The sequence below is a fragment of the Intestinibacillus sp. Marseille-P6563 genome, from assembly GCF_900604335.1.
Lineage (GTDB): Bacteria > Bacillota > Clostridia > Oscillospirales > Butyricicoccaceae > Butyricicoccus_B.
In genome coordinates, this window is the sequence record NZ_UWOD01000002.1 from 1,249,331 (window position 1) to 1,269,773 (window position 20,443).

The 20,443-nt window shown below is 57.0% G+C and carries 18 protein-coding genes, 2 tRNA genes, 1 pseudogene and 1 riboswitch; of the genes and pseudogenes, 14 read left to right on the top strand and 7 right to left on the bottom strand.

Annotation, left to right across the window (positions count from 1 at the left end; all coding sequences use genetic code 11):
* The first annotated feature begins 14 nt into the window (after positions 1-14).
* A complete protein-coding gene (locus tag EFB11_RS14350) occupies positions 15-791 on the top strand; it encodes an ANT(9) family aminoglycoside nucleotidyltransferase (RefSeq protein ID WP_002578722.1) in 777 nt (258 codons plus the stop codon).
* Positions 792-863: 72 nt separating this feature from the next.
* Here EFB11_RS14350 and EFB11_RS14355 read toward each other — a convergent pair.
* From EFB11_RS14355 to EFB11_RS14375, 4 genes and pseudogenes are all read right to left on the bottom strand, one after another.
* A protein-coding gene (locus EFB11_RS14355; RefSeq protein WP_122789290.1) for an IS3 family transposase occupies positions 864-2,230 on the bottom strand; the annotation gives its coding sequence in 2 pieces (ribosomal slippage) (positions 864-1,729 and positions 1,729-2,230; 1,368 coding nt in all).
* Positions 2,231-2,743: 513 nt separating this feature from the next.
* Positions 2,744-2,866 (bottom strand): annotated as a pseudogene (locus EFB11_RS14365) (helix-turn-helix domain-containing protein); the annotation flags it as partial.
* 119 nt (positions 2,867-2,985) lie between these two features.
* A tRNA-Leu gene (locus EFB11_RS14370) sits at positions 2,986-3,071 on the bottom strand.
* Between the two features lie 24 nt (positions 3,072-3,095).
* A tRNA-Leu gene (locus EFB11_RS14375) sits at positions 3,096-3,180 on the bottom strand.
* A gap of 548 nt (positions 3,181-3,728) precedes the next feature.
* On the opposite strand from EFB11_RS14375, the gene EFB11_RS14385 reads away from it, so the two are divergent.
* The 6 genes from EFB11_RS14385 (at position 3,729) to EFB11_RS14410 (ending at position 8,750) form a co-directional block, all read left to right on the top strand.
* The gene (locus tag EFB11_RS14385; RefSeq protein ID WP_279220566.1) at positions 3,729-4,487 is read left to right on the top strand and encodes a tRNA lysidine(34) synthetase; all 759 of its coding nucleotides are present in this window, start codon (positions 3,729-3,731) and stop codon (positions 4,485-4,487) included.
* 247 nt (positions 4,488-4,734) lie between these two features.
* Entirely contained in the window at positions 4,735-5,130 is a 396-nt protein-coding gene (locus EFB11_RS14390) for a PadR family transcriptional regulator (protein ID WP_164706791.1), read from the top strand.
* Between the two features lie 76 nt (positions 5,131-5,206).
* A riboswitch (Fluoride riboswitch) is annotated at positions 5,207-5,279 on the top strand.
* 60 nt (positions 5,280-5,339) lie between these two features.
* Positions 5,340-6,512 (top strand): cation:proton antiporter domain-containing protein, encoded by a 1,173-nt coding sequence (locus EFB11_RS14395; protein ID WP_122791330.1) that lies wholly within the window; start codon positions 5,340-5,342, stop codon positions 6,510-6,512.
* A 48-nt stretch (positions 6,513-6,560) separates the two neighbouring features.
* The gene (locus EFB11_RS14400; protein WP_122790876.1) at positions 6,561-6,926 is read left to right on the top strand and encodes a hypothetical protein; all 366 of its coding nucleotides are present in this window, start codon (positions 6,561-6,563) and stop codon (positions 6,924-6,926) included.
* A 543-nt stretch (positions 6,927-7,469) separates the two neighbouring features.
* The gene (locus EFB11_RS14405) at positions 7,470-8,291 is read left to right on the top strand and encodes an Mrp/NBP35 family ATP-binding protein (protein ID WP_122790878.1); all 822 of its coding nucleotides are present in this window, start codon (positions 7,470-7,472) and stop codon (positions 8,289-8,291) included.
* A gap of 12 nt (positions 8,292-8,303) precedes the next feature.
* Positions 8,304-8,750 (top strand): NifB/NifX family molybdenum-iron cluster-binding protein, encoded by a 447-nt coding sequence (locus tag EFB11_RS14410; protein ID WP_122790880.1) that lies wholly within the window; start codon positions 8,304-8,306, stop codon positions 8,748-8,750.
* 45 nt (positions 8,751-8,795) lie between these two features.
* Here the strand turns inward: EFB11_RS14410 and EFB11_RS14415 are convergent, their stop codons facing one another.
* Complete coding sequence (locus tag EFB11_RS14415) at positions 8,796-9,221, bottom strand: zinc ribbon domain-containing protein (RefSeq protein WP_122790882.1); 426 nt, start codon at positions 9,219-9,221, stop codon at positions 8,796-8,798.
* 229 nt (positions 9,222-9,450) lie between these two features.
* On the opposite strand from EFB11_RS14415, the gene EFB11_RS14420 reads away from it, so the two are divergent.
* The 7 genes from EFB11_RS14420 (at position 9,451) to prfA (ending at position 17,375) form a co-directional block, all read left to right on the top strand.
* Complete coding sequence (locus EFB11_RS14420) at positions 9,451-10,092, top strand: ABC transporter ATP-binding protein (protein WP_122790884.1); 642 nt, start codon at positions 9,451-9,453, stop codon at positions 10,090-10,092.
* Between the two features lie 17 nt (positions 10,093-10,109).
* A complete protein-coding gene (locus tag EFB11_RS14425; RefSeq protein WP_122790886.1) occupies positions 10,110-12,071 on the top strand; it encodes a zinc ribbon domain-containing protein in 1,962 nt (653 codons plus the stop codon).
* A gap of 3 nt (positions 12,072-12,074) precedes the next feature.
* Positions 12,075-13,265, top strand: coding sequence for an ABC transporter permease (locus tag EFB11_RS14430; protein ID WP_122790888.1), 1,191 nt, complete (start codon positions 12,075-12,077; stop codon positions 13,263-13,265).
* Entirely contained in the window at positions 13,262-14,413 is a 1,152-nt protein-coding gene (locus EFB11_RS14435; protein WP_122790890.1) for an ABC transporter permease, read from the top strand. Before EFB11_RS14430 ends, EFB11_RS14435 begins: the two co-directional genes overlap by 4 nt.
* Before the next feature lie 86 nt (positions 14,414-14,499).
* Positions 14,500-15,501: a YARHG domain-containing protein gene (locus tag EFB11_RS14440; protein WP_164706820.1), complete on the top strand. Its 1,002-nt coding sequence runs from the start codon at positions 14,500-14,502 to the stop codon at positions 15,499-15,501.
* Positions 15,501-16,301, top strand: a complete 801-nt coding sequence (locus EFB11_RS14445; RefSeq protein ID WP_122790894.1) for an N-acetylmuramoyl-L-alanine amidase family protein — start codon at positions 15,501-15,503, stop codon at positions 16,299-16,301. Before EFB11_RS14440 ends, EFB11_RS14445 begins: the two co-directional genes overlap by 1 nt.
* Before the next feature lie 15 nt (positions 16,302-16,316).
* Positions 16,317-17,375, top strand: coding sequence for a peptide chain release factor 1 (prfA, locus tag EFB11_RS14450; RefSeq protein ID WP_122790896.1), 1,059 nt, complete (start codon positions 16,317-16,319; stop codon positions 17,373-17,375).
* A gap of 34 nt (positions 17,376-17,409) precedes the next feature.
* Here the strand turns inward: prfA and EFB11_RS14455 are convergent, their stop codons facing one another.
* The gene (locus EFB11_RS14455; RefSeq protein WP_122790898.1) at positions 17,410-19,740 is read right to left on the bottom strand and encodes a WG repeat-containing protein; all 2,331 of its coding nucleotides are present in this window, start codon (positions 19,738-19,740) and stop codon (positions 17,410-17,412) included.
* A gap of 200 nt (positions 19,741-19,940) precedes the next feature.
* Positions 19,941-20,441: a flavin reductase family protein gene (locus EFB11_RS14460; RefSeq protein ID WP_122790900.1), complete on the bottom strand. Its 501-nt coding sequence runs from the start codon at positions 20,439-20,441 to the stop codon at positions 19,941-19,943.
* Between the last annotated feature and the right edge of the window lie 2 nt (positions 20,442-20,443).

Genomic DNA, 20,443 nt, shown 5'->3' on the forward strand with positions numbered 1-20,443 from the left:
AATGGTTGATTACAATGAATATAAATGAATTTCCACAACAAGTAAATCAAGTTATTTCAATAGCAGAAACCATATTACAAGGTCAAATATTGGGGATATATTTATATGGTTCAGCAACAATGAATGGGCTGCGTCCAGATAGTGATATAGATATACTGATAATTACTAAACAAGAATTGAGTAATTCAATCAGAGCAGATCTAACAAAGCAATTATTGAAAATTTCTGGCTCCGTAGGCTGTATTGAAAAAAGACCTTTAGAGGTAACTATTATCAATCAATCTGATATTGTTCCGCTGCAATTTCCGCCAAAATGTCAGTATATGTATGGTGAATGGCTAAGGGGAGAGATGGAAGCAGGAGAATATCCGCAAGCCTGCAATGACCCAGATATAATGATTTTATTATGGCAAGCAAGAAAAAATAGCATAACTTTGAAGGGGGCGGAAAGCAAAGAGCTTATTCCCGCTATCCCATTTCACGAAATTAAAAAAGCAATTCGGTTTTCTTTACCTGGTTTGATTTCCAGCTTTAAGGGTGATGAAAGAAATGTGTTATTAACCTTATCACGAATGTGGTTTACTTTAGTAACAGAAGAAATCACGACAAAAGATGTTGCCGCAAAATGGGTAATTTTAAAATTGCCGGAGAGATTTCCCCCCCTGCTAACAACGGCAAAGGAAGCTTATTTGGGAAATTTGTCTGATGAATGGGAGACTGTAGAAAAGGAAGCGATGGCACTTGTAGAATATATGAAAAAACAAATTGAGGAATTACTTAGAACAGAGTAGCAAAGTTAGCGGGGCCAATCAACGGTCAAGATGAACGGCGCATTGAAGTGCTCCCCAAAAGTTGGACAAAAGTTATGCGGCAAAGCCATTTTGAATTCTGTATTGGACAGGACTTAACCCATTCAATTTTTCTTTGATTCGGTTATGGTTATAGTATTCAAGATAAGCGATCAGTTCCTGGCAGAACTCGTCTAATGATTGGAACGTCCGCAGGTATAGCAGTTCCGATTTTAACAGTCCGAAGAAGTTTTCCATAACCGCATTGTCCAGACAGTTTCCCTTTCTGGACATACTTTGCCGAATGCCTTTTTCTAACAGTCTTTTTTGATACCTGACGTTCTGATATTGCCAGCCCTGATCCGAATGAAGGATCAGCCCGCTGCTGTCCGGGAGCCGGGAGAATGCTTTATCCAGCATCTCATCCACCTGGCGGTAATTAGCCCGTTCACTGATGGCATAGCTGATGATCTCACCATTATACAGGTCAAGCACAGGAGAAAGATAAAGTTTGTTTCCAAACAGGGAAAACTCAGTCACATCAGTTACCCATTTCTGATTCGGCCTTTCCGCATGGAAATCTCTAGCCAGTAGATTTGGTGCAATCTTGCCGACTTCTCCACGGTAAGAACGATACTTTTTCATTCGTACCATACATTTTAGGCCTGACTCCTTCATCAGCTTTTGTACCGTCTTGTGGTTCAGACAAAAGCCTCTGTTGCGTAATTCCATACCAATCCGCCGATACCCGTACCGGCCTTGATTCTCCTGATAAATTGCTATGATTTCCGCCCTTTCTTTTGCGTATTTATCCACAGCATTGGCTTTCCGGGAATGATAGTAGTATGTACTTCGGGGAATGCCGGCCAGTTTAAGTAATGCTGCCAGAGGATAATCACGCCTTAATTCTGTAACAGCAGCCACAACATCGCTTATTCGGGTTCTTCCCGCTTCTGAATTAAGGCGTTTAATTTTTTTAGGTAATCATTCTCCATTCTCAACCGGTAATTTTCTTCTGACAGCCGCTTGTTTTCCTGTTGCAGCTCCGACTGTTCCTGCTTCTTTTGTCGTTTTTCGCTACCTTTTGTCGCCTGCTTTTTCATAAGTCCCCGTGCACCTTCCTTTTGGAATTTCTTCTCCCACCGGCACACTGTTACAACATCAAGGCAAAAGTGCATAGCTGTCTGTGTACAGGATAAGTGATGTTCCTGCTTGTATTGTAACACTTTTAGGCGAAACTCGCCATCAAAGCCTTTTTGTCGGCCAACCAGATTTCTGCTTAGAAGTCCTTTTGCACCATGCAGCTTATACAAGTTTACCCATTTTTCAATCGGCGTACAGGATACGCAAAATTTCTCGGATGCCTCTTTGCGTGTATGCCCTTCCAGTACATACTGAACAACTGCTAATTTTAATTCCTCACTGAACAATTCTTTTCCCATAGATTTCTGCACCCCTTTCGTTGACTTTCTTGTCCAACTTTTGGGGTGCAGTTCACCCGTTCATTTCAGCCTTGACGGTTGCCCGCTGTCCTGTTACTTTTCCGGGAGTGTAGCCACAACTTCGGGACACTTTGTCCACAAGTCGGAGCGTAGGACGAGGGACGGGGGCTTTCATATACGCCCAGTCTGCTGTTGAAACCAGACCTGTGCTTACGGCTCTACGCCACGCAAGCACAGCCCTGTTTTCCTGCTGCTCCAAATGCCCTTGCCCTCCCCGGCGGCAACGGCATTTTCACGGCAACGCCGACAGAGCGTATAACACACTACACTTTGCTTCGCAAAGTCGTGTGCCAAATGGGGGCGTTGCCCCCTTTGGAAACCCCCACAAGAAAAGGCGGTACGCTACCCCTCCACGGGGCGCATACCGCCTTTTCTTGTTATCCAGCCCTCCGGCTGTATCGGTTGAGCAAAAGTCAGCGTGGGATTGATGTGGTATCTTTATCTAAGTGAACCCCCACGCTCCCACTTGCTCACCGCCTTGTCGCTGACCAGCAGCCGGTCGGCGAGTTGTTTTTGGGTCAATCCCTTTTCGCGCCGCAGCGAACGGATGAGCGCACCGATTTTGCTTGCATCCACGGTTTTCACCTCCCGCAGCTTATTGTACCCGGATTTGCGCATCCGGGCAAGGAACGCTCCGTAGAGTTTGGCATTTGGATATAAAAAAACACATCGCAGACTATCGTCTGCGATGTGTTTGGTGCAGATGGAGGGACTTGAACCCTCACGCCCTTGCGAGCACTAGCACCTGAAGCTAGCGCGTCTGCCATTCCGCCACATCTGCATGTCAAATTTTTTTGGTCGAAGTTGGTGCGGGTAACAGGACTTGAACCTGCACACCTCGCGGTACCAGAACCTAAATCTGGCGCGTCTGCCAATTCCGCCATACCCGCGTTTCTTCCGCGTCAGCGATATTTATTATAGCGCATGGGGCGGCATTTGTCCAGAGGAAATTTGCAATTTTTTAAAAAAATTTTTTTGCACGATTTTTTCCAACAAAAAAACAACTTCGCTCTTTGGGAGCGAAGTTGCCTGAGAAGAAGAGAAAAGAGGTGATATGAGCAATTGAAATGCCGGTCGGCCAGTCTGCTTTATGAGCATTTCTGGTTCCGGTTGACCATTTGTTTGTTTCTTTTGATGTATTTAGGATACTGCGAATACAAAAAAAATGCAAGCATAGCAATAGACAAAATACACGAATTTTTTCGCTTCAAAATAGACATTTCGCCCAACACTTCCGGATGCCATCCGGCGAACGGCGGAAACCCTGCACATTTTGCCTGATTTGCCGGTCCGGCCTGCGCATGCCGCCGGTTTGACAGACCGCGCATTTTGGTGCATCATAATCTTATGCAACATTCGCACTGTCAAATAGAAAGGAGCGGTTTTCATCGACTGCCGTGAGATTGAACGCGTACTGACCACCCGCTTTGCGCGCACCCTGCGCGACCCCTTTGTCCGCGCGTTAAACGAATACCATCTGATCGTCCCCGGCGACCGCATTGCGGTCTGCATTTCGGGCGGCAAGGACTCCATGCTGCTGGCCAAACTGCTGCAAAACCAACAAAAGTATGGCCGCATCCCCTTTTCCCTGATTTTTCTGGCCATGGACCCTGGGTATGCACCCGAAGTGCGCCGCCACATTGAGGAAAATGCCGAACGCTTGGAACTTCCGGTCGAATTCTTCCACACCAATGTACTGCGCGTGGCGGCCAACCATGCCGCCGAACACCCCTGTTTCCTGTGCGCCAAAATGCGCCGGGGCCATCTTTATACCGAGGCACAGGCCCGCGGCTGCAACAAAATTGCCCTGGGCCACCATTACGATGACGCCATTGAAACCGTTCTGATGGGCCTGATGTATGGCGGCCAGGTGCAGGCCATGTTGCCCCGGCTGCAAAGCCGCAACTATCCGGGTATGGAGCTCATCCGTCCGCTGTATCAGGTGCGCGAGCGCGCCGTACAGGACTGGGCCGAGGCCTGCGGTCTGACCTTTCTCCCCTGTGGCTGCCCGGCATCCGCGCGCAAGCAGGACACCAAACGCGCGCAAATCAAAGCGCTGATCGCCTCGCTGGCGGCCGAGAACCCGCAGATCGAAGCCAACATCCTCAACGCGGTCAAAAATGTGGATGTGGACAAGGTGCTGGGCTGGCGGGAAGGCTCGGGGCCAAAACATACTTTCGTTGACAAATTTTCTTGATATTTTGTCGAATTGGTCCATTTTTTGTCCTAAAAAAAGATTTAACACTTGCCATTTTTTGCTTTCTACGCTATAATGAAACCATAAGACGACATACCATTTGCACGCTTTTTCGTAGCACCGCTTCAGCGTTTGGCCTGCGCACGGCATGTATTCCCCTTCCGTCTTGCAGAAGCATTGCTTCTCCTGGCGGTATCACAGGAAATGTGTTTACCCCATTTTATTTGTTTCGGAGAAGGGACCTGACATGGAACATTCGACTTATCCGCCCGCGGCAGCCGCCCATTCCCGCAGCGGTTCGCTGGCCGGCATGGAAAACAATTTCAAAAAGGCAATCACCGAATTACTGGTGCTGTTCCTGCTCAACGAACGGGAGATGTACATCAACGAAATCACCGCGGAACTGTCCCGCCGCAGCGGCGAATCCTTCCAAATCGTATTTCCCTACGCGGTCATTTACCGGATGCAGCGCTTTGGCTACATCGATGAGACGCAGAAGCAGCGCGCGCCCGACGGGCGGCTGCGCCAGTATTACGGCATCACGCCCGATGGCTCGTCCTATCTCAAGGAGCTTCTGGCGTTTTACCGGCATCTGTCCGACGGCGTGGCCAAAATTCTGGCCAGCCCGTCTGATTCCCCGTAAGCAAGAGGCACATCCCTTTTTCGGATGTGCTTTTTTCTGTGCTTGACAGACCGCGCCCTTTGGGGTATAATCACAACCGAAATAGAGGAATGAAGTGCTCCTCGGGGAAACCCAAACCGCCATTTCCGGCTGATGACTTCTGCAAATCTTTTGCAGGCAAGTTATCGGCTTTTTTGTTTGCCTGCACCACGAAAGGACGTATTTTTGTTATGCTTCTGAGTCTTGCTTTTCTGTTTCTTCTGGGTCTGGCGCTCGGCCAGCTGTGCGTGCGGCTGCACCTGCCCGCGCTGGTCGGGTACATCGCGGCCGGCATCCTGCTCGGGCCTGATGTGCTGGGCGCCTTGCAGCCGGACTTTCTCGCCCTGTCGGCCGAACTGCGGCGGCTGGCGCTCATCGTCATCCTGCTGCGCGCCGGACTGGCGCTCGACCTGGGCGCACTCAAACAGGTCGGCCGTCCGGCGGTCTTGCTGTGTTTTGTGCCCGCCTGCTTTGAAATGGTGGGCTGCATCGTGCTCGCGCCCCCGCTTCTTGGGCTGACCCGCCTGGAAGCGGCGCTGCTGGGCGCGGTCATCGCGGCAGTATCGCCTGCCGTGGTCGTACCGCGCATGCTTTCGCTGATCGATCGCGGTCTGGGTACCAGCCATTCCATCCCCCAGATGATTCTGGCGGGCTCCTCGGTGGACGATGTGTTTGTCCTGGTCATGTTTTCGGCGTTCTGCTCCATGCTGTCGGGCGGCGGCTTCTCTCCGCTGACGCTGGCCCGTGTGCCGGTATCGATTGCCCTGGGCTGTGCCGCCGGACTGGTCATCGGCGTGCTGTTCGTCGCCTTTTTCCGCCGGATGCTGCTACGCGTGACCGCCAAATTGCTGGTACTGCTCGCGCTCTGCTTCCTGCTGATGACGCTGGAAGATATGAGCCCCATCCCCTTCTCGGGCATGCTGGCCGTCATGGTGCTGGGCATCACCATCCTGCGGCGGGATGCCGAACTGGCGCAAGCCTTTTCGGCCAAGTTGGGGTCGATTTGGGTGGCCGCGGAACTGATTTTGTTTGCACTGGTCGGCGCCGCTGTCGATCTCGCTTATGTGCGCATGGCCGGCCTTGCCGCCATTGCACTGGTGCTGGGCGCGCTGGTGTTCCGTATGGCCGGTGTGGGCGTATCGGTGACCGGCACGGCCCTGACCCCGCGTGAGCGGCTGTTTTCCATGTTCGCCTACTCGCCCAAGGCTACCGTGCAGGCGGCCATCGGCGGCGTCCCTCTCGCCATGGGCTTTGCCTGCGGCCATACGGTGCTGACGGCCGCCGTGCTGTCCATTCTGCTGACCGCCCCGCTCGGCGCCTTTCTCATCGACCATTTTGCCGAAAAACTGTTGTCGAAACCATAAAAGTTTGCTATAATTGTCCTATCCCCGCAGAAAGGACGTGTAACGACGATGGAAGAGAAAGAAGCCCGCACCGCGCCGCAGGCCGAAACCGAAGAGGTCCCCGCGCCGGTAGATGAGGCAGCCGATATTTCCGATGCACCGGACGAGGCGGAAAACACACCACAGGAAGAAAAGCAGCTGTACTTTGGCCGGTTCACCGCCGGAACTTGGCATGGCGGCATCCTGGGTCTGGCGCTTGGCTACATCCTCATCGGCGTCCTCGGCCTGCTGGACAGCAAATTTTCCTTCGGCATCCGCAGTGTTTTGGAAAATCCGGTTTTCAAATATGGCCTGATGGTTGTTTTGATGTATGGCCTGGGCAAACTGGGCGGCCACATCGAAAAACAGCGTGAAAACGAATCGGCTCAAGATTGACCCTTTCCCCGCCGGAATCATCCGGCGGGGTTTTTTTCGCTTAAAAAAACCGGGCGGAACTGGTTTGACCCACTCCGTCCGGTTTTGCAGTCTGTTTTTTTACTTGTTCTTGCGGCGGCACATTGCCAGGCCAGCTGTCATCACGCCATTGGCCATCGCCATGGAGTCGCAGATTTCACCCAAGCGCTGAATATAAGTCTTTTTGTTCATTTTTCACACCTCCATCGTGTGGACGCTTCGGCTGGATACCAAAGCATTTGTTTTGCTGTTTGATTTTATTATAGTCAATATTACGCAGAATGCAACGGTATTTTTGTCCAATATGTTGTGTATTCTCTGTGATTTTTTGTACAGAATCCACCGTTTCCTTTTGCGTTTTTCACAGTCTCAATGTTGTTTATTTAGTAAAGCCGCAGTGGACAGCCAGCTACCGCTTTGCCGTCTCTCGGTTTGCCTGTGCTAACAAGCGGTGCAAACATTGATAAACCGCCCCAAATGCGGTATACTAGGGATAATCGTACATCAAAAGGAGTTGTTTTAACCATGGGTTGCTCGCACAACTGCGAATCCTGCTCGGGTTCCTGCGGCCAGCCGGAAAGCCTGCTCGTCGCGCCCAATAAACTTTCGACCATCCACAAGGTCATTGCCGTGGTTTCCGGCAAGGGCGGCGTAGGCAAGAGCCTGGCCACCTCCATGCTGGCGGTCGGCATGTGCCGCAAGGGCTATCATACCGCCATCCTGGACGCCGACATCACCGGTCCATCCATCCCCAAGGCGTTCGGCATGAGCGGCAAGCTGGAAGGCTGCGAAGAAGGCATCCTGCCCAAGACCACCGACACCGGCATTGATATGATCTCGATCAACTTCCTCTTAGACCATGTGGACGACCCGGTCGTCTACCGCGGTCCGATCATTGCCGAAACGGTCAAGCAGTTCTGGTCGGATGTCATCTGGCAGGACGTGGACTATATGTTTGTCGATATGCCTCCCGGAACCGGCGACGTACCGCTGACCGTGTTCCAGTCCATCCCGGTGGACGGCATCGTCGTTATGACCTCGCCCCAGGACCTGGTCAGCATGATCGTGGGCAAGGCGGTCAAGATGGCCAAGATGATGAACATCCCGATTCTGGGCATCGTCGAAAATTACAGCTATCTCGCCTGCCCGGACTGCGGCAAGAAGATCGAACTGTTCGGCAAGAGCAAGGTCGATGAAGTCGCCGCCGAATATGAACTGCCGGTACTGGCCAAGCTGCCGCTCGACCCCAAGCTGGCCGAAGCGGTCGACCGCGGCGAGATCGAAGACGTCAAGCTCCCCGACGAGCTGCACGGCGCAATGAAGGCGCTCGAAGCGCTGCATTCGTAAAGGAGTGACCGCATGATGAAAATCGTCATCGCATACCAGGACGGCGCGGTCGCGGACGCGAATGCCTGCGCCGAATACCTGATCGTCACCGCCGAAAACGGCCAGCCGACGGCCAAGGAGCTGATGCAGGCGCCGGGCAGCGGCGCGACCTCCATGCTGACCTTCCTCAGCATGGTGCAGGCCGATGTGTTTATCTGCGGCGCGCTGGGCGTGGCGCTGCGCAACGCACTGGAAATGCTCGGCGTGGTGCTGGTACCAGGCGTGACCGGTCCGGCCGAAGAAGCTGCCGCCAAGTTCCTGGTGGGTGAAAAGCAGGGCGACCCCGGCATTTTGGAGATCTGCCGCGAAGAGGACCCCGACGACCCGATGGCCTGCATGCACGACTGTTCCAAGTGCGCAGGCTGCGGCCCCATCCGTGTGCCCGAGGAGGCTAAGAAAAACCTGCCGGACGTGCATTAAAACAGCAATCCCCCGCATACCGTTTGCAGTATGCGGGGGATTTTTTTATTCACCCAGTTTGCTGCCGCAGTTGACGCAGAAGCGGGCGCCCGGTTGATTTTTGGTGCCGCAGTCCGGGCAAAACAGCCCCGGCGTTGGCGCGGCAGCCGGTGCAGCGCCAGCCGCAGGCGCCGAAGTGCCCAAAAGCTGCTGCTCCTCGGCGCGCACCTGCTCGATGCGGCGATTCAGTTCTTCCACCGTCTTTTCTACACCGCTGATCTCCCCACAAAGCTGCTCGAAACGCTCGCGGTCCATCGCGTTCGACTTCCACATGGCGTACATCTCTTCGCCCAGGCGGCTGATCATCGTGGTCTGCTGCTTTTGCAGGCCCTGAATCTGCGCCTTGATGCGGCTGATCTCCACCATGGATTCCGATTTGACGCTCACGGTCGCCAAACCGCGGTCAAAGGTGCTCTTGATTTTCTCCAGCATATCGTTCCCTGCCTTCCATCTTGTCCGGGCGTGCCGCCCGATACCCCATTTTTCATTATCATAGCATCAAACCGGCCGCCTTGTAAAGCCTGCTTTCTGCAACATTTTCGTTCCAATTCGGTTAAAAAGCGGCGGTAACCCTTTTCGGAAAAGCAGAAATTTGCTATAATAAAGGCCACATGGGACCAAAGTGTCCATTCGATTCCCAAAGCAAAGGGGGCTTTTGCCGATGCTTGCGGCTACCGGCTTGACCAAATGCTACAACGGACAGACCGTCCTGCATCCGGCCAGTCTGACGCTCACCGCGGGGGAGGCGGTCGGCGTTGCGGGTGCCAATGGCTCGGGCAAATCCACCCTGCTGTCCATCGTGGCGCAAACCCTTGTGCCCGATGGCGGCACGATCACCGAGGATGGCGTTTGTGTGCTGGGCAACCGCGCCTTTCTGCGGCAGCATGTGGGCTATGTCCCGCAGGCCGATGCCCTCATCCCGGAACTGACCGTTGCCGAGCAGCTTGCGCTCTGGCAGCGGCTGACCGGCCGGCCGGCGCACGCCGACCGTGCCCTTTGGGAACTGCTTGACCTGGATAACATGCGCAAAAAGCCCATTTCCAAGCTTTCGGGCGGCATGCGCAAGCGCGTCAGCTTTGCGCTGGCGCTGGCTGGAACGCCGCGTTACCTCATCATGGACGAGGCGTTCGCGGCGCTCGACCGCGTCTACCGCAGCCGGCTGGAAACCTGGCTGCGGGACTACACGGCCCAGGGCGGTGCCCTTCTGTGGTGCAGTCATGAGCCGGAGGAGTTGCAGCGCCTGTGCAGCCGGGTCATCACTTTGGAAGGCGGGCATATCCTGCCTGCCCCATCGTGCGTTTGAAAAGGAGGAGTTTTTTGATGTTCTGTCCCAATTGCGGCGCGCCGCTGCGTGAAGGCGCAAAATTCTGCGGCCATTGCGGCACCCCTGCCCCCGAGGCTGCTTCATCCCCCGCACCTGCGGAACCGTCCGTATCTCCCGAACCGGCTCCGGCTGCTCCCGAGGCTGCTGCTCCGGAAGCTGCCCCGCAGCCTGCTGCCGAAACACCGGCACCGGATACAACCCCATCCCCCGAAGCGGCGGAAGCTCCCGCTGCCCCCGAAACACCCGCAGCTGCTGCGGAGTCCCCGGCGCCCGAGCCCATCCTGCGCCGGTCCCGTCAACTGCTCGAAAAGCAGAAATCCGGCTCTGCGCCGACCGAATCGCCCATCCCCGGCGAGCCCATCCTGGGCAAACGCCGCAATGGTCTGCCGATCATCATTGGCCTGATCGTGGCTGCCCTGGCGGTGATCGCGGCCGTTGTCTTCCTGATTGCACCCTCGGTCATCAATCTTGTCAGTCCCAAGGCATATCTGGCCTCCTGCGCCAGCAACACCCTGGCCGCTTACAACTCTGCTTGGGAAAGCATCGCCAAGTCTACGGGTACAAAGGGTCTTTATGACAACCTGTTTGATCAGCGTATGCAGTACACCATCGATGGCACCATTGAAGATTACCCGGATATGCCCATGATCAACGGTGCGGGCTTCTCGTCCACCATCCAGTTTGACCGTAAGGGCCGGGAACTGGCAGCCGAACTCAGCGCGGAATATGGCTCCATCAGCCTGGGCAGCGCACAGCTTTACCTCAAGGACGACCTGATTGCCGTCGGTTCGCCCCAGTATACGGACGGAAAGTTCTACGGTATTCATACCGAAACCCTGGGCCAGGATATCAAAAACGCGCCCTGGGGAGCCATGGCCGATGTGGATGAAAACCTGAGCTTCAATGTGTTTGACCTGCTCGACCTGTACCAGAAGCCCACCAACCTGCTCACCGAAAAGACCTATAAGGCCCTTGGCAAGGAAGCCGTCGGTCTGCTGGGCGATTCTGACATCGAAAAGCAGGGCAAAAAGGATAAAAGCATCAACCGTCAGCGCGAAACGCTCCAGATGTACACGGTGGACATCTCCCCCGAAGATCTGGCGACCCGTATGTTCAACTGTGCAGACATCGTTCTCAAGGATGAGAACCTGTACAAAACGATTGAGCCTCTGCTCGCCACCGAGGCAGCCCAGAGTGATATGACCGCCGACGAGCTGTATGAGCAATTCCAGAATCAGATTCTGGATCAGATGGATCCGGACGACATGGCCGACAGCATGGGCGATGTGGACATCGAACTGGTGATTGGCCTGCGCGGCAAGCAGATCGCATTTATGGAACTGTCCATCCAGCCGGATGGCGCCGAGAAAATGTCCATCAGCGCCGAGATTGGCACCGCGGAGTCGATCATCAGCGCTCTGACCATTGAAGCGGCCAATGGCAGCGAACCGGTTTATGTCATCAAGTCGGCCAGCGCCTATGAGTCGAAGGACGGTGTATTCAATAGCTGGTTCTGGATAACGGAATACAACTCCCAGATCATTTACACCAACATGGAATGGGATACCAAGTCCAAGGATGTTTTGTTTGAGATGAAGGTCCCTGGTGCATCCGTTTCGGGCGAGGGCACGATGGATGCTACGTCCAAGTCGGTTGACCTGCAGTTTGACAACCTGGAGGTCAGCAGCGGCGGCGATAGCATGACCCTGTCGCTCAATTACGCGGTTGAACCCTGCAAGAATTTCGCCTTTAGCGGCAAGGATGCAACGCTCCTGACCGATATGGACGAAAACGACATCGTGGAGATTGCTGAACTCATTGAGGAAAGCGTACAGGAAGCCATCTACGGCGAACTGTTCAATTCGTTCTCTTCTTCGTACAGTGGAGGCAGTGCCGTCCCCTACCTTGACGACCCATTCTCCTATGATGACGATCCCTTCTCCTATTACTATTATTAAGCCATGCATACTTATTTGGCTGGGCTGGGCCTGTCGCTGCGGCTGATGCGCCGCCGCCTGATCCTGCTCGTGGCGGTCGCATTACTGACCGCGCTGCTGGGCCAGGTGGCCGCGCAGGCGCTGGCCGATGTATTTTCCGGGAAATCCGAACTCACGGGGCTGCGCATCGCGCTTTGTGGGCCGGGTGCCCAGACAGCGGCCAACCTGACCGGACAGATGGAGGACATCCGCACCTACTGCGTGTTTGAAGCCGTCGAAGACGAAGCGGCTGCGCGGGCCGAAGTGCAAAGCGGCGCCGCTTCGGCGGCGGTCGTGCTGCCGGAAGGCTTTCTGGACAGCATCTATTCGGGTGAAAATCTGGCGCCCACGCTCATTTTGGACGAAACCCGGCCGCTCGAAGGCTATCTGGCCCGCTGGGCCGGGGAATGCGCCATCGGGCTTTTGATGGACGCTCAGACCGGCGTGACCGCGGTACGCGAAGCGTACCAGGCCCGCCGTGCGGCGGGTGACCGTCCGGAAAAGTCCCAGAAAAAAGTCATTGAGGAAATCAATCTGGTGTACATCCAGGCGGCGCTGGGCCGCTCGGATGTGCTGCGCACCACGACCGTGACCGCCACCGGCGCGCTCGCGCCGGGCGATCATTATGCGCTCTCGGCACTCGCCTATCTGGCGCTTTTGAGCGGTGCGGTCTTTTTCCCTTTGTTTGAAGAACGCAGCCGACGCGACTTTCTGCGGCGGTTGGACGGGGTCGGGCAATCGCTGTTGCCCCTGCGGCTCGCGGCGCTGAGCGTCTGTGCCGTGCTGCTGGCCGCCGCCCTGAGCGCCGCTTTGGCGGCGCTGGGCGGCATGTCCTGGGCTGGCGTGCTGGCCGGAGCGGTGTTTGCCGCCGGTTTGGCTGGCGCCTGCGCGGCATGGACCGGCCATGCGGGCACCTGTTCGCTGGCCCTGTTCCTGCTGGCGACCGCCGCGCTGTTTCTGGGCGGCGGCATCCTGCCCCCTGCCCTGCTGCCCGGACCGCTGCGTGCCCTGCTGCCGTTCAGCCCAGTGCGCCTGCTGGCGCTCGCGCTCAGTCCGGCCTGCGGATATGACTCCCAGCCGGTGGCGGTGCTTGCACTCACGGTGTGCGGCGCTGCCCTTTGGGCGCTCGCACTGTTTGCCGCTCACCGACGGCACCGAAAGGAGGTCGGCGCATGAAATCCTTTTCTGCCTGCCTGCTGATCGGTCTGGCCCGGATGCGACGCAAACCCGGCCGCCTGCTCGGCGCAATTTTGCTGCCGCTGGCCGTGCTGCTCATTGGCCTGCTGCTGCCGCCGGACAGCCTGAATACCGCCTTGGAAGCCGGGGTGTGCCTGCCCGCCGATTCGGCTTATGCCGAGCCGCTGTGGGAGCGGCTGAACGCTTCCGACCCTTCTTATGTCATCTTCCACCCCGCCACCGAAACCGAGATTTACGAACAGGTCGCGGCTGGCAAATGGGTGTGCGGCTTTGTGGCCGACCCGGAGTTTGATACCCGTCTGACCCAGACCCGTCCCGGCCGTCTGGCTGAGGTGGTGCAGACCCCGGCCGAGACCATGGCTCCGCTGCTGCGGGAAGCCTTCTGCGCGGCGCTGTATCACGTCCGCGCCCCTTATCTGGCGGCCGACTATGCCGCGCAAAACGACCTCGCCCGCGGCGCTGAACTGGAAGCCGTGCAGGAAACTGTCCGCGCCGGTTCGCCCCACGCCATGCAGCTCGATACAGTCACGGTGGATGGCACAGCCGGACAGGCGCCCAATCTGGGCGCAGCCACGGCCCGCGCGGCCTGCCAGGGCCTGATTGCGGTCTTTCTGTTCCTGTTTGCCCTGCTGCTCGCGTCCGAACTGGACAGCGTGCGCGAGGACGGCTGGTTTGTCCGTCTTTCGGCAGTATCCGGCCCCTTTGCCTTGCGCGCCGGACTGGCAGCCGCACAAATGCTGCCGCTGACCGCGCTGGCCGTTCTGGCCTATGCGCTGAGCGAAATCTTTTTTGCAGGCAAGCTGCAAAATCTGACCGGTTTCGCCGCCCTTTTGGGCTATGCTTTGTGGTTGACCGGACTAGCACTTGTTTTGGGCCGCATCCGCGGCGTACGGCATGTCCTGGCAGCCCTGCTGCCTTTCCTGCCGGCGGCCTGTCTGCTGCTCTGCCCTATCTTTTTTGACGCGGCGCGCTTGTTTGCGCCTGCCGCTCCGATTTCCCGCCTGTTGCCGCCCTCCTGGCTGCTGCGCGCCCTGCAAGGCGCGACGCTGGACGGCGTATGCCTGTGGGGCTTTGGCCTGGCCTTTTTGCTGGCTGGCGCCTTCCCCATCCGGCGGCATTCCCCCTGAGGACACTTCTGTCCCTGGGGGCACATGGCAGTCCTGCGTACGCGCATGGCCGCCATGTACCCCCATCGAGAAAGGAAGCGAAAACCATGTTTTGTATCCATTGCGGCGCAAAGCTGCCCGACGGGACCAAATTTTGTACCCAATGTGGCCAGCCGGTTGGCGATACTTCATCCGCTCCCGGCCCGGCGCAAGAACCCATACAACCAAGCAAACCCATTCGTCCGACCTATCCGGCCGAACCGCCCAAAAAGAACCGTCTGGCGCTGTTTGCTGTGCTGGCTGGGATCCTGCTGGTGGTCGCGGCCATCGTCGTGGCGCTCATCCTGTTCCGGCCGTGGATGAATTTTTCCAATTCGGTCGGCGCCCAGAGCATCCTGTCCGAAGTGGTGCCCAATGCCGCAGACAGTGCCGAGGAAGACGATGCTCTCCCGGCCGATAAGGTCGACTGGGGCGAGTACACGGGCAACTGGTCGGCGGGCGGCTACCGCTTTTCCCTGCTGACCGAAGGCGGCATGCTCAAAGCCACCTTTAATACCGAAACTTCCTCCCAGATGATTGTCTACGATCTGGAACACTGCCCGGAAAATCTGGAACTGGAATTTGATGACGTCACCATGCGCCTGCTGCCGCGCGAAGGCGGCACGCTGCGCGTGACCATCGACGGCCACACCTTTGACGCCATGCGTTCCAACAACCTGCCGCCCGAAACCGATACCGTTCCGAGCGAAACCCCGACGCTCAATGCGTCGGACAGCGGGTATCTGTTCTATTCGCCCTCGACCGGCACCCGTTCGACCGGCGGCGTCATCCCCGAAGATCAGCCCGACCTGCATTTCTGGCCGCTCGACCAGTTTGCCATCTCCACGGCTGACCTCGACCGCCTGACCCGGGACGAAATCGACATCATCCGCAACGAGACCTTTGCCCGCCACGGATATGTCTTTACCAGCGAAGCGTGGGCCGACTTCTTTGACGACTACGATTGGTATGAACCCGACCCCTCGTTCACTGAGGAAGGGTTCTCCAAGCTGGAAAAACAGAACATCGACACCATTGTCCTGTATGAGCAGGAAAAGGGGTGGCTGTAATGCGCGGCCTTTCCCTCCTGCTGGCGGCCTTGCTGCTTACCGGCTGCAGCGCGGCCCCGCAGGCTTCGTCTTCGGCACCGGCTGCCTCGTCCGCCCCGGCGGACGAGGCGGTTTCTTCGGTTGTCGAACCCGAACCCCAGCCGGTCCCGGAACCCGAACCCGGTCCGCTGGCGGGCATGATCGTCTGTCTGGACCCCGGCCATGGCATCACCGATGCCCATGCCCAGGAGCCCATCTCTCCCCTGTCAGACGAAACTAAGGCAGCCTATGTCAGCGGCGCCTCGGGCGAACAGATCACCGAGGAAGCGCTCAATCTGCAAGTCGCGCTTGGCTTGCGGGACAAGCTCCTCGCCCTGGATGCCCAGGTCATCCTGACCCGGGAGACCAACGAAGCCACGGTATCCAACATCGAGCGCGCCCAAATCGCCAACGAAGCCGGGGCGACCTGCTGCATCCGCATCCATGCCGACGGCATCGACGACCGGTCGGTGCACGGGGTGTCGGTCCTCATCCCGGCGGGCGAGTTGCTGGGTACGCCCTCCATTGTCCAGCCCAGCCGGACCCTTGGGCAGCTGATGGTCGATGCGGTCGCCGCGCAGACGGACGCCAAAAACCGCGGCCTGACCGAGCGCCGCGACCTGACCGGCTTTAACTGGTCGGAGGTGCCCTGTGTACTGCTGGAAATGGGGTTTCTGTCCAATCCAGATGAAGAAAGCCGGATGATCGATCCGGCCTATCAACAACAAATCATCGAGGGCGTTGCCCAGGCACTCATCCAGTGGCGGGCGCAATCCTCGTAAGAAAGGGAACATTCTATGTTCGATCAGCTAGATGCGGTGATTCACCGCTTTGAAGAATTGGAAGCCCGCCTGTCGGCGCCTGGCCTGTATGATGACCCGGCAGCCGCGGCGGCGCTGCTCAAAGAGCGGGGCGACCTGGAACTCATTGTGGTTGCCGCGCGCGCGTATCATGCCGCCGAGCAGCAAAAGGCCGAAGCCGAAGAAATGCTGGGCGACCCGGACCTGAAAGAACTGGCGCAGGACGAGCTGCGGCAGGCCAAAGACGATCTGGAGCGGCTAGAAGGCGAACTGAAAATCCTGCTGTTGCCCCGCGACCCCAACGACGACAAGAACATCATCGTGGAAATCCGCGGCGGTGCGGGCGGCGAAGAATCGGCGCTGTTTGCCCATTCGCTCTACCGGATGTATACCATGTATGCCGAAAAGCGCGGCTGGACGGTCGAACTGCTCAGCATGAGTGAAACCGAACTGGGCGGCTGCAAGGAAGTCGTGTTTCAGATTTCCGGCGACCAGGTCTATTCGCGTATGAAGTTTGAATCGGGTGTGCACCGCGTCCAGCGAGTGCCCGAAACCGAGAGTCAGGGCCGTGTGCATACCTCGACGGTCACGGTAGCCGTGCTGCCCGAAGCCGAAGAGGTCGACTTTGCCATCAATCCGGCTGACCTCAAAATCGATACCTTCCGCTCGTCGGGTGCCGGCGGCCAGCACATCAACAAGACCGAATCGGCCATCCGCATCACCCACCTGCCAACCGGTATGGTGGTCGAATGCCAGGACGAACGCAGCCAGCACAAGAACAAAGACAAAGCCATGCGTGTGCTGCGCACCCGTCTGTATGAAGCCGAACTCGAAAAGCAGAATGCAGCCATCGCGGCCGACCGCAAAAATCAGGTTGGCACCGGCGACCGTGCCGAGCGCATCCGCACCTACAATTTCCCGGAAAATCGCGTATCCGACCACCGCATCAAGCTGACGCTGTATAAACTGGGCCAGTTTATGGACGGCGATCTGGACGACGTCATCGACGCGCTTGTCACCGCGGACACGGCAGCCAAATTGCAGGCCCAATCCTAATAAAAAACCCGGAAGCATGGCTTCCGGGTTTTTCTTAATCTTCTGCGGGCAGCATCTGGCTGAGGATCTGTGCAAATTGTGCGCGGGTAAAGGTCTGCTGCGGGTCGAGTTTTCCTTCCGATCCGACCACAAGACCGGTCTTGACGCACAGCGCTACGGCGGCACGGCGGCCGGAAGATACCTCATTGGCATCCGAAAAGGCGGCCAGCTGGGTCTGAATCTCGGCTTCGGTCAGTTTGCTCTGTCCCTGAGCCATCAGCGCATTGGCCAGAACCTGCATGGCATCTTCCCGGGTCATAGGCGCTGCATATTCGATCGGACTGCCCAACCCTTCCATCAGACCGGCCTTTTGGGCGGCTGTGGTCTCGACATAATACCAGGGTGCGCCATCCGGCGGCGCAATCGCGCTTGTATCGATATCGAGCAAACGCACCATCACGGCCGCTACTTCAGCGCCGGTAATGGCGGCATCGGGCTCAAATTTTACATCGTTGCCATGCATCAGGTCGGCTTCGGTCACCGCCTGAATGGCAGCATAGGCCCAGTGCCCTGCGGGCACGTCGGTATAGCCGGTATACTGGTCCAGCGTACCGATCGCGTTGCCGTTGAGCGCTTTATAGCATTCGGAGTCGGTACGCATCACCGAACGCAGCTGGTCAAAGGTGAGCGCATATTCCTTGGACGACGGGGCACGCTGACCGTTTGCGCTGTCCTGCGGGACGTTGTAGAAGAAGCTGGCACCCCGGTCGGTGATGCGCGGATAGCTGAACAGATAGAACGGGATGTCTTCGGGCAACAGGTCCTTGACCACATCGGCATAGTCCTTGGTGAACAGATCGGTCACGACCGAATAGGTTTGTCCGGTGGCCAGGTCGATGGCCACATTGTCGTTCCACACAGTGGCACCATCGCCCGAACCGCTGATGCAGTCGGCCCATACCACGAGCAGCCGTCCCACCAGCCGCACGCCATAGCTGCCGGTCAGCGGTGTCCGCTGGGCCGATGCCGAGGGGCCGGTCAAAAAGAAACTCTCAATGGCGCTGTTGACTTTGCTTTGCACGGTCTTGTCACTCATGCCGGACACGACCGGATAGGTCACATACCAGCCATATTCGTTGCCGTTCTGGTCGGTACCGAGGTATTTTTCATACGACGTGGTCGTAATCTTGCAATATCCCAGGTCATAGGACCGTTCGGGCGAATACAGGGTCTTTTTATCGTGCAAACGGACATATTGCCGCTTGCCGCCAATGGTCACAAGCGCGATGTCATCGGTCAGGATGGTGGGATTTTCGGCGTTGGTCAGCTTGGTGATGTAGCCGCCCACTTTGGAGAAAAAGATGATGCCGTTGTCCATGGTGCCATGCCAGGCTACGCCGTGGGTGATGGTATCAAACCCGCCCACATAGCCATAGGTGCGGTAGATGATGCCGCCGCTGGCGTCAATGGCTGCGACCGAGCCGTCGTCCGAACGGACGGCGTATACGCCTTCGCCCATATAGGACATGTAATTATACTGGAAGGGCACCGACGCATTGCCATCCAGGCCGATGATGCCCCAGCGGTTGTTCTGCCGCGCCATGGCGCAGCCATCATAAAAAGGAGAAAGCTCCTGATAGATGTAATCGGTGAGGTAGGACCCGGTGGGGGCCTGCTCCTGTTCTTCGGTGGTCTCGGCTTCGGGGTCGGTCTTGCTGGGCAGCGCATACAGCGCATGCCGGTTGCCGTTGGTCAAAATGACCGTCTGGCCGCCGTAGACTTCCATATACAGCGGGGCTGCACCGGACGGCAGAAGAATTTCGTTGCCCTCTGTGTCAATGACCGCATAGCCCGGGCTGTCCATGAGCTGGACCACCGCATAGCCGTCGGAAAATTCGCCGGCCTGCCGATAGGCCGGGGCGATCACTTGGGTGCCGTCCCGGGACACATAGCCCCACGCGCCATCTTCGGCCTGCACGGCCAGCAGTCCGTCTGCGGACAGGAATCCAGCAGCGCCTTCCACCTGGCCCAGTTCCTGACCTTGCTTGTCAAAATAGATGGTATAGCCATCGTAACGGAAGGCAATGGCATTGTCGCCAAAGTCCACTTCTTCGGGCGCTGCACGCAGCGGAATCACGGCATTGCCGGTTTCGTCGATCACTGCCAGGCAGCCGGTGCTGTCGGTCACGGTCGCAAAGCCCTCTTCGTTGAACGCCGAAGCGCTCGTATATTGATAGGGAATGGCCTGCGTGCCCGACTCGTCCATGTAGCCCCAGCTGGTGTAACCGTCTGCTGCGATGTTCTCCACCGGGAACAGATCGGCCGCCGCTGCGGACGCGGTCAGCACTGCTGCTGCAAATAGGATCGACAAAAGGTACTTTTTCATATAAAATTCCCCCTTGTCGGTTAGTTTCTATTTCAAATTATACCGTTTTCCACCCCGCCCAGCAAGCAATGCAAACAAAGTGAAATATTACATTCTTGCAACACCCAAAAAGCGGTAATTTCAGCGGAAGTTTTCCCCATTTCCGGCCCTTTCCCGCAAAAAAAGGACGCATCCTGCTGGATGCGTCCTTTTGGGGGCTCTTAGCCGCCATATACGGCGACCACTTCGCCGACAAACATGCTGTGGATATCGTTATCCGGATAGCACTCGTCATACGCCTTGGTGTCCAGGAAGTTTTCCTTGGGCATGGTATCCTTGTACATCTTCCGGCATACAAAGGTCAGCTCGGCCTCAGCAAAGGTCGGGCAGCCTTCGGGCGTAAAGACCGGGGTCAGGCCGGCTCCCGCCATCTTATCGATGTCGCGGCCGGACTTGGAGCCCAGCACACCCAGCGCGTCCTTATGGCCTTCTTTGAGGAAAATCAGGGTATAGTACTCATTTTTGTCCATAAATTCCATGGTATAACGGCTCTGACGGACATAGACCGTGCACACATCGGTGCGCCAGAGCTGGCCAAAGCCGCCCCAGGATACGGTCATCATATTGAAGTCGCCCTCTTTGCCGCTGGCCAGCAGCGCCCATTCATCGCGCAGCTTGCGGAAGGGGTTCAAAGACAGGGTCGACAGGTCCAGTTTGTTCATGG

Bases quoted from the DNA above. Each gene is read 5' to 3' on its own strand.
- EFB11_RS14410 (WP_122790880.1), top strand. From the start codon at position 8,304: ATGATGAAAATCGTCATCGCATACCAGGACGGCGCGGTCGCGGACGCG.
- EFB11_RS14445 (WP_122790894.1), top strand. From the start codon at position 15,501: ATGCGCGGCCTTTCCCTCCTGCTGGCGGCCTTGCTGCTTACCGGCTGC.
- EFB11_RS14415 (WP_122790882.1), bottom strand. From the start codon at position 9,221: ATGCTGGAGAAAATCAAGAGCACCTTTGACCGCGGTTTGGCGACCGTG.
- EFB11_RS14460 (WP_122790900.1), bottom strand. From the start codon at position 20,441: ATGAACAAACTGGACCTGTCGACCCTGTCTTTGAACCCCTTCCGCAAG.
- EFB11_RS14430 (WP_122790888.1), top strand. From the start codon at position 12,075: ATGCATACTTATTTGGCTGGGCTGGGCCTGTCGCTGCGGCTGATGCGC.
- EFB11_RS14455 (WP_122790898.1), bottom strand. From the start codon at position 19,740: ATGAAAAAGTACCTTTTGTCGATCCTATTTGCAGCAGCAGTGCTGACC.
- EFB11_RS14425 (WP_122790886.1), top strand. From the start codon at position 10,110: ATGTTCTGTCCCAATTGCGGCGCGCCGCTGCGTGAAGGCGCAAAATTC.
- prfA (WP_122790896.1), top strand. From the start codon at position 16,317: ATGTTCGATCAGCTAGATGCGGTGATTCACCGCTTTGAAGAATTGGAA.
- EFB11_RS14435 (WP_122790890.1), top strand. From the start codon at position 13,262: ATGAAATCCTTTTCTGCCTGCCTGCTGATCGGTCTGGCCCGGATGCGA.
- EFB11_RS14405 (WP_122790878.1), top strand. From the start codon at position 7,470: ATGGGTTGCTCGCACAACTGCGAATCCTGCTCGGGTTCCTGCGGCCAG.
- EFB11_RS14390 (WP_164706791.1), top strand. From the start codon at position 4,735: ATGGAACATTCGACTTATCCGCCCGCGGCAGCCGCCCATTCCCGCAGC.
- EFB11_RS14395 (WP_122791330.1), top strand. From the start codon at position 5,340: ATGCTTCTGAGTCTTGCTTTTCTGTTTCTTCTGGGTCTGGCGCTCGGC.
- EFB11_RS14350 (WP_002578722.1), top strand. From the start codon at position 15: ATGAATATAAATGAATTTCCACAACAAGTAAATCAAGTTATTTCAATA.
- EFB11_RS14420 (WP_122790884.1), top strand. From the start codon at position 9,451: ATGCTTGCGGCTACCGGCTTGACCAAATGCTACAACGGACAGACCGTC.
- EFB11_RS14440 (WP_164706820.1), top strand. From the start codon at position 14,500: ATGTTTTGTATCCATTGCGGCGCAAAGCTGCCCGACGGGACCAAATTT.
- EFB11_RS14400 (WP_122790876.1), top strand. From the start codon at position 6,561: ATGGAAGAGAAAGAAGCCCGCACCGCGCCGCAGGCCGAAACCGAAGAG.